The following is a 7,689-nucleotide window of genomic DNA, read 5'->3' on the forward strand; positions in this document are numbered from 1 at the left end:
GAAAAAAGCAAGGTAATAGTGCACTGAGAAGACAAACACGATTGAGAGATGAATAGGCCGTATCTCTATTTGTGGCAGGCGAGACAGGCCTTTGCCCTACCGTACAGATCGTCGATATCGAGAGGCTCGCTGTCCGGTCTCAGCGGGTTCGGCAGAACTTTCGAACGCATGCGCGCGAGCCGCTGTTCGTGATCTTGCCTGATCTGCGCGATGCGCTCCGGACGTTCTAGCTCTTCCAGTGATTCGCCCTGGCTCCAGGTGAATGGTGAGCCGTGTTCGACGGCGTCTTTTTCGTACGCCTTGGCTTCCTCAAACGCTTCGGGGTGCTGCTCCTTGAGACGCACCCATTCGATCTTCTGCTGAAAAAAGCAGAAAGTGCAGCCGCTGCGTGTTCGCCAGGAATAGTATTTCGGCAGGCCGAGTCCGGCGCCGTCGAGGATTTCCAGCACGCCGGCCTTGTCGACCCCGGCCTGCTTGAAAGGAAGTTTGACGATGAGATTGTTGTGCTTGGACGAGTAACCTTCGCGGTATTCCTCGTCGCTGCGGATTGCGACATAACTGTAGATTGTCATTCCATCGGCTAGCAGCGGGCGAAGCCAGTGCTCGAACGGGCGCAGTTTGAGCTGCCGTGTGCACCAGCGTGTTTGCGGTGACGGCAAAAAATCATTGTACTGCTTGAGCCAGAAATCAAAGTCGCGGTCGGGGTTCAGGCGCAGGATCGGCTTCCCAAGGAAGCCCTCAAGCCGTCCGAGATACTCGTACACTTCCGGCAGTTCCTTGCCGGTGTCCGTGAAAAAATACTCGATATCCAGCTCGGACTGATGCTGCCGCATGTAGACAGCAAGCGCCGCGCTGTCGCGCCCGCCGGACAGGCCAAGTACGTGTTTTACTGAGTTGGTTGTCAAGAAGCGGCCTTTCCTTTTTCATTCTTGTGTAGGAGTGGAGACTTCTGCATATAGCGCGCGCTGAGTTCCGCTAGCGCCGCCAGAATAATATTGTGGCGGCTGATGTTGGCTTCCTCCAAGGCAGCCGCGACACGCCCGATGAGCTCGTTAACGGCCGTACGGTCGGAATCGGCGATGTCGAATTCCTCCAGCAGCGGCGCGGGGCGGCCGTCCATTCCGATAAACACGGCCATCGCCTGCCGCTTGTCGGGACGGCCCTTGACGCGCGCGTAGGTCTCGGCGCGGAGGAATTTCTGCGCCATGTCGGCAAGCTCTATTGTGGCTTGGTCGAGGTCAGGATCAACCCAGTCACGCGGCGGCTTGTTCGCGGCGAGGCTGGCGATGCCTTCGAAGCTCTCGTCTGAACCGTTGAACTGTGACAGGCGACCGACGAAAGCATCGAGCCTGAAGTCGCCGGCGAGCTGCCTGATGTTTTCGGCGCGCTCGCGAAGTTCCGCCAGGGACTGGGGTGAGGCGTTCGGGACCTGCAACTCCGCCAGCATGATATCGCGCAAACGGTGGAGCATTGCGGGATACGCCTGGACCAGTTCTTCCAACCCCTCGCGAACGCTTGCGATAACACGATGCAAATCCTTGGCGTCTGCAAGCGAAACGTCTTCGCCAAGCGTTTCCGGAATGTCGTCGAACAGGAACTGGTTCGGATCGTGCGCACGTTTGAACAAGTTGCGGATTTTTACGGCATTGGAGGACAATCGCATCGTCCGCTCGGTCCACTTCGGAAGCTGATCGTAGATCGCGACAAGGCCGCGTCCGACATCGATGGGTTCTAGGTGCACAAGCTCGTTTGTTTTGTCGAGTTCGCGAACGACTTCCGCCATGCCCGACAACAAACGGCGTGCGACATTGCTGAGGTCCATCCAGCGCAACTGGATGAAGGTAGGGTCCTTAGCGAGATAGTCCACGTCTACGTCGTCGAATTTCGCCCTAAATATGCCGTCCCGATAGACTGCAATTTTGTCGCGCTGCGACAGTAGGAAGGCGACAGCGAGGATTGGCATCATGCCGTCCTTCACGCCGAAGGGTGGCTTGCGCCATTCTTGGAACAGTTCGGAGATGGCGACCGTGCGATTGGCATGTGCCTTCACGTGCTCGAACGCTTTCTGCCAAATTGGCGCCAGGCGATACGGATCGAAGCTGCTTGTCATCGGCGAAACGAAACGCCCGTTCTTTCCCTCTTGGGTATACAGCCCCGTCGCTTCCAGTATGGAAGCGAACAAGCCACCTTCAGCCGGAAAGCCCTCGATACCAAGGCGCGGTTCACCCTCGTTGAGGACCATGCGCCGCAACAGGCTGTTCTGCGCTGCGACGGCGTTGCTTGATGGCTTCTGGCGGTTCAACAACTCGTTATGCAGTCGCGGCGATTGGTCGAAACGGTGATCCGCTAGCTTGGAAGCGATGCCGTTCAAATCAGCCTGCTGCAGGCGCTTAGGCTGGTGGTTTTTGCGGAACCACAACGCATTGTCGAACGCCTTGTGCAGCTCCGTTTCCAGTAGAGCCTGCAAAGCGGCGAGACGAGCGGCGACTTCTCGCCGCGCGACAGAATCGCCGGCTAATTCAGGGTGGTCGTTGTTGACACGGTCGAGCGCGAACAACTCGCGCGCTAGTGGCACGACGGCCCAAGCTTTTTTCGATATCCCGACAACGATGTCCCATGCATCGCTATGGCGCGCTGCCTTGCGGCACAGATCTTCGGCGTAGTCTTCGCTTTCTCCATCGGTCGGGATTGCCAATAGGAACTGGCCGATTGCCCCATTCTCTGGTTTAAGCCTGGCGGCGAATTCGACGAGACCGTTGACTGGAACGATGTTTACGTCGAACCATCTGAGCGCGCCCGTCTCATGATAGTGGCGTTTGGCAAGGATCGGCTGTAGACCGGCAAGTGTCTTGAGTTCCTTGAAATTAACCTCGTCGATCTCGTCGAGGGCGGTGCGGACCGCTTGGTCGATATCGAAGTCGCTCCCTGCGAAGATGGCGCGAGCGTCGAGGAATTTCTTGAAGATCGTGAACGACCAAGTGTCCAGTTGCAAAAGCGCTTTTTCAAGCGTCCTGATCGAGGTGTCGGGGAAACAGGTGCGCAGCAAGTCGGAGTTCGCAACGAGTCCCGAGCGTTCCTTGAACAGGTCGATGACGGCGATTGTTTTCAGCAGCCTGATATGAAGGGCGTCACCGCCGATGGCTTCGCAGCGTTCAAGCGCTTCCGCCGCCAAGGCCCATCGGTGACCGTCGGGTGAAGCGAGAATGGACGGCTCCAGATTGGCGCGAAGGTAATCCCAGAGCCGGTCGGGGTGATACAGCTCGCCGTCCCCGGCCTGGTTCAGGAAATCTTGAAAGCCGTGCGGTTCAGATGAATTCAGAAAGCCGAATATGCTTCGCTGATTCTGGCCAAAGCGCCGCCGCGATATCGGTCCCAGCAGGCACGCTACGACAGGGTGCAGCGGCCAGCATGCTTCCAGCCTGAAGGCCAGCCGCTCCGCATCGCCGCTGCGATCCCGGCGCGCAAAACCGGCGACGGCGAAGGCCAGTGTGCCGGGTTTTTTTGGATGATGATCGCTTTCGATCGCACGGGAGATCAGGTCGATCTGTTCTTCTCCCGCGGTATTGACGACAAGGTCGATGAAGCGGCCCTGAATCTTCGCCCACTCGTCGCGCATCTCGTGCGACAGGCGATGAGCATATTCCTCGAACGCTTGGTGCAGCACGCCCACGATAAGGAAACGGCCCTCGCTCCGCGACGCCACCTCGGCGAGCTGTTGAAGGATGTAAATGTCGAAGCCGTCCCGCGCGGCGGCTTCGAGGAATTTGCCCATCTCGTCGATGAGCAGCACCAGACCGCCGTGAGTTCTAGGCTTTTCGGCAGCGGCTTCGGTGAGTGCTGCGATCAGGCTGCTTTCGGTCCAGCCGTCGCGCGGCTGCTGTGATGCGAGCTCTGTCCGCTCCACAGCTTCGCCGATGACGGTGATGGGATCGCCGCGCCGGGCGACGACGGGAAGGATGCGCCATCCTTTCGTGCCCGTCGGCAATGCGTCTTGAATTGCTTTCGTCAGCTTTTGTCCGAAGACTTTTGCCGCTCCCTTTTGCAAATCGGCATTGCTGTTCAGTAATGCGCTTAGGGCGATGGCAAGGCTCGATTTGCCGCTGCCGTAGGGACCGGTCCATGTGAATGCGCCCTGTCCCGTTTCGCAGACATGACGCGCCATTGTTAAAAGAATGTCGGCGGAAGACTGCGGACAAACGAAACCTTCAAGGGCGACCGCGTCTCCAAGATCGGAATCGATTCGGATCGATCTCAGGAAACGACGGGCTATGCGAACACGCTCATTCAAAGCCATCAGGCGGCCTCCTTCCCGGCAAACGCGCCGTAATCGCTTCGAATCCAGGACAGGGCTGCTTCCTCATTGATATCGATGTTGCGCACGACCTGTTTTAGACCGGCCGTCTCGGACCATTGCAACGCGCCGGCTGTCACGTCGTCGAGTGCGGCAAGCCGGTCGGCGACATCGTCTTCGTCGAATAGGAATGTGCGGCCCGGCCCGCCGGGCGCGTGAGCAACGGCCTCGGAGGACAGCGTGGCGGCGTGCGGTGCGTAGCGCGACCAGAAGTCGATCAGGGCATAGGTGAGGACTCCGTTGCCCAATGTCGTCTTCGCACCACGCACAAAACGAAATCCATCCTTCTTGCCGATAGCCTTGATCAATCCAAGCTCTGTCAATGGCGACTCAAGCACATCGTCGGGCCCGGTCTTGCCGGACGGCTGCCGCGCGACGTAGGTACGAATAAAACATGCAACATCATTCTTGATCGTGGTATTAGCAACTCTCGACCAATTGCAGTCCTTCGCAAGACGGTCGAGCTTTTTGATCAGTTCGTCCCGCTCGAATGTAATGGCGGGATAGTGGTTAAACGTCCAAAACCACGTTGTCTTGGCTTCGCGAGCCGCCAATTGCCAGTGAATTAGCCACAGCGTTGCGGGGTGTTCCATATACGGATCGAGCCCCTTTGGGCCGAACAGCAGGCGGCCGAGCTCCGTCGTCCGAACTGAGTTGATCGTGGGTTCCTCGATTACGCCGGTGGCCTTGGCCCAATGACGCATGGACGCGACCATGTTTTTACCGACGCCGAATCGCGCGATGGCATCGTTGCCCCAACAGGCGATCCTGTTCTCGGATTGGCTCTCGGTTTCTGCAACGCGGTCGAAAGCTTTTTTCAACCACCCGTAGCGGAGCGGAAAGGTTTCATGTCCCGAAAACTGCGGGGTATAGCTCTCTTGATCGAATGATACGCGTGCCATGCTTCCCCCGGCTACTGGATGATACCTCCAGTTCGACTGTAGCGGACAAGCCGTGTTATGGTCAACGGAAGCTGGAGACTACTCTCCAGTAGAGAGACGCTGACCGAAATAGAAGCTCAGCACGGTAATGCAAACATACTGCATTGAAAAATAATGAAAATTAAAGAAACCGTTTATCTCGATCATCAGGCGACGACATCGGTCGATTCGCACGTTTTGGCTGAAATGATTCCCTATTTTAGCGATTCGTTCGGCAATCCGCACTCGTCGGATCACTACCTTGGCTGGGTATCTTCGCGCGCTGTCGAAGACGCCGCCGCGCGAGTGGCGCGTCTGATCGGCGCTGATGCCGACGAAATCATCTTCACGTCCGGCGCGACCGAGTCGAACAACCTCGCCTTGCTCGGCCTCGGGCGCCGCGCTGTCGGTGGCAAGCGCGACCGCGTTCTGTTGAGCGCCATCGAGCACAAGTGCGTGCTATCGGTAGGGAGAGTCCTGCAAGAGCAATATGGTTTCAGGGTGGATTTAATACCTGTCGATAGCGAAGGTTTTGTAGATTTGTCAGTTCTCGAAGAGATGCTGGGTGAAGATGTTCTCGCCGTGTCGGTTATGGCAGTGAATAACGAGATCGGCACGATTCAGGACATCGCGCAAGTCTCAAAGCTCGCGTGGAGTCGCGGGGCCGTTGTTCATTGCGATGCGGCGCAAGCGCCCGTTGCAATGAATCTGGAAGGAATTGCAGGGCAGAGTGATATTGTCAGTCTCTCTGCACATAAGATGTATGGCCCGAAAGGAATCGGGGTCGTCTATATCTCGCGCGAGTTACAGGGCAAGGTCGAACCGCTGATATACGGTGGCGGTCAGCAGGACGGTTTGCGCTCCGGCACGCTGCCTGTTCCGCTCTGTGTCGGCATGGGGGCGGCGGCAGACCTGCTTGCCGGTGACGATGCTGAGGATTGGCGTGCGGAGTTGCATCGCCGGAGGGATGCGTTCGTCGAAAAACTGAGTGGCCTGACGTGGCCTGTAGAGTTAAACGGCCCGGTTGGGCACGTCCGCCATCCGGGCAACGCCAACATCCGCTTCGTGGGTTTCTCCGCGCACGACATCCTGAGTGCGCTTCAGCCGCGTCTTGCGGCCTCGACGGGTTCCGCCTGCACCTCGGGCATCCCGGAACCGTCCTATGTATTGAGAGCTATCGGTCTCGATAGTGATGAAGCCGAGTCTTCGATCCGCTTCAGTCTCGGTTTCGGCACAAGTGATGAAGACGTTGCAGAGGCTGTGGGCCTTATTGAAGAGATACTGGCGAAGCTGTCGAAGGCTAAAGCTGGTGCGCTCAGTCTGAGCTGATCCTTTGAGCTGCCCGAACCACTGATGCCCATCAAGCCGGTTAGGGCCACGCGGCTGATGTTGCTGGAGCCGACGTAGGCTTCGCCTTCGATTATCTCGCCGCCTTCGGTACGGACGAAGATATAGGCCTTGAGATGGAAGCTGCGCTCTCTGGCCTCGAAAACCTTCGCCTCGGCACCTTCGTCGCCGAGAAGTAGAATCTTGCGCAATGCGTCGGGATCGGTTACGTCCAAGTAGTCGCTGGTAAGAAGGCGCAGGCGCGCGCCACGGAGGGTTACCGCTTCCGCCAGGGCATCGAAGATCAGTTCCAGCCCGCTGCTCTTGATGAAGGCAACCGCCAGATCGATTTCCGTGGCGTGCTGGATGGCATGCAAAAGCTTCGGCAGAAAGGGGTCGTCGGCACCGCCTGTGGTCAGATGCGCCGGCACGCCTATCTCGATCGCCGCAGCAGGGCGTTCAGCCAGTATTCGCTGTTTCGCTCCGGGCGTTGGTCCGGTGCGACCCAGACCTCCAGAGCGCGAAGTATGGCCATCTCCTTCAGGAGTTCGGCCAGGCCATTTTCATCCAGGTCCGTGAAATGGCGGCCGCCGGCGTTGCGCTCACCCGAGCCGTGCTTGAATGAGGCATACAGCACGCCGTGCGGCCGTAGCCCATTGCCGAGCCGCACGAAGGCATCGCTTAGTCGCCTCATAGGGAGATGCAGCAGGCTGGCGCATGCCCAGATACCGTCGAGCCGGGGCTCTAGCGTCAGATCCTCGAATCGTTTGACCGCCACATTGAGCCCCAGACGCTGCGCCGCTACGGCCGCGAGCCTGGGCGACCCGTCAAAAGCGCTCACCTGGTAGCCGGCCCTCACGAACGCGGCTGCGTCACGCCCTGAACCGCAACCGGCATCCAGTATCGCTGCATCGGCTGGTAGATAAGCCAGGAAACGGTGGCGGGCGGCCGACATGTCTATGTCGACGGTTTGGTCGAAAAACCGCTCCGCATGGCGGTCATAGTAGGAGAGCGTCGCCGACGCTCTGCGCTGCTTATCGTGTTGCGGTTGAGCCACGGTCAGTGGGCGGCCTGATCTACTGCAATCCGCCT

Annotated in this window: 5 protein-coding genes and 1 pseudogene; 1 reads left to right on the forward strand and 5 read right to left on the reverse strand. The window is 58.5% G+C overall.

Annotated elements, in window-relative coordinates; translation table 11 throughout:
* Nucleotides 1-65: 65 nt before the first annotated feature.
* The 3 genes from NB231_RS12195 to NB231_RS12205 are packed head-to-tail and all read right to left on the reverse strand — an operon-like array spanning nt 66 to nt 5,253.
* A complete protein-coding gene (locus NB231_RS12195) occupies nt 66-905 on the reverse strand; it encodes a phosphoadenosine phosphosulfate reductase family protein (protein WP_040662334.1) in 840 nt (279 codons plus the stop codon).
* Nucleotides 902-4,294: a hypothetical protein gene (locus tag NB231_RS12200; protein WP_005003280.1), complete on the reverse strand. Its 3,393-nt coding sequence runs from the start codon at nt 4,292-4,294 to the stop codon at nt 902-904. Before NB231_RS12200 ends, NB231_RS12195 begins: the two co-directional genes overlap by 4 nt.
* The gene (locus NB231_RS12205; protein ID WP_005003283.1) at nt 4,294-5,253 is read right to left on the reverse strand and encodes a DUF4007 family protein; all 960 of its coding nucleotides are present in this window, start codon (nt 5,251-5,253) and stop codon (nt 4,294-4,296) included. Before NB231_RS12205 ends, NB231_RS12200 begins: the two co-directional genes overlap by 1 nt.
* A 153-nt stretch (nt 5,254-5,406) precedes the next feature.
* On the opposite strand from NB231_RS12205, the gene NB231_RS19725 reads away from it, so the two are divergent.
* The gene (locus NB231_RS19725) at nt 5,407-6,600 is read left to right on the forward strand and encodes a cysteine desulfurase family protein (RefSeq protein ID WP_005003285.1); all 1,194 of its coding nucleotides are present in this window, start codon (nt 5,407-5,409) and stop codon (nt 6,598-6,600) included.
* A gap of 53 nt (nt 6,601-6,653) precedes the next feature.
* Here NB231_RS19725 and NB231_RS19730 read toward each other — a convergent pair.
* Together NB231_RS19730 and NB231_RS12215 are read right to left on the reverse strand one after the other, a co-directional pair.
* Nucleotides 6,654-7,028: pseudogene (locus tag NB231_RS19730) on the reverse strand (phospholipase D-like domain-containing protein); the annotation flags it as partial.
* Nucleotides 7,029-7,030: 2 nt separating this feature from the next.
* Nucleotides 7,031-7,689: class I SAM-dependent methyltransferase (locus tag NB231_RS12215; protein ID WP_332247706.1), on the reverse strand; the 659-nt coding region annotated here is incomplete at its 5' end.

It is taken from the genome of Nitrococcus mobilis Nb-231 (genome assembly GCF_000153205.1).
GTDB classification, from domain to species: Bacteria; Pseudomonadota; Gammaproteobacteria; order Nitrococcales; family Nitrococcaceae; genus Nitrococcus; species Nitrococcus mobilis.

Coding starts and splice junctions, on each gene's coding strand:
- NB231_RS12200 (WP_005003280.1), bottom strand. CDS start 4,294: ATGGCTTTGAATGAGCGTGTTCGCATAGCCCGTCGTTTCCTGAGATCG.
- NB231_RS12205 (WP_005003283.1), bottom strand. CDS start 5,253: ATGGCACGCGTATCATTCGATCAAGAGAGCTATACCCCGCAGTTTTCG.
- NB231_RS19725 (WP_005003285.1), top strand. CDS start 5,407: ATGAAAATTAAAGAAACCGTTTATCTCGATCATCAGGCGACGACATCG.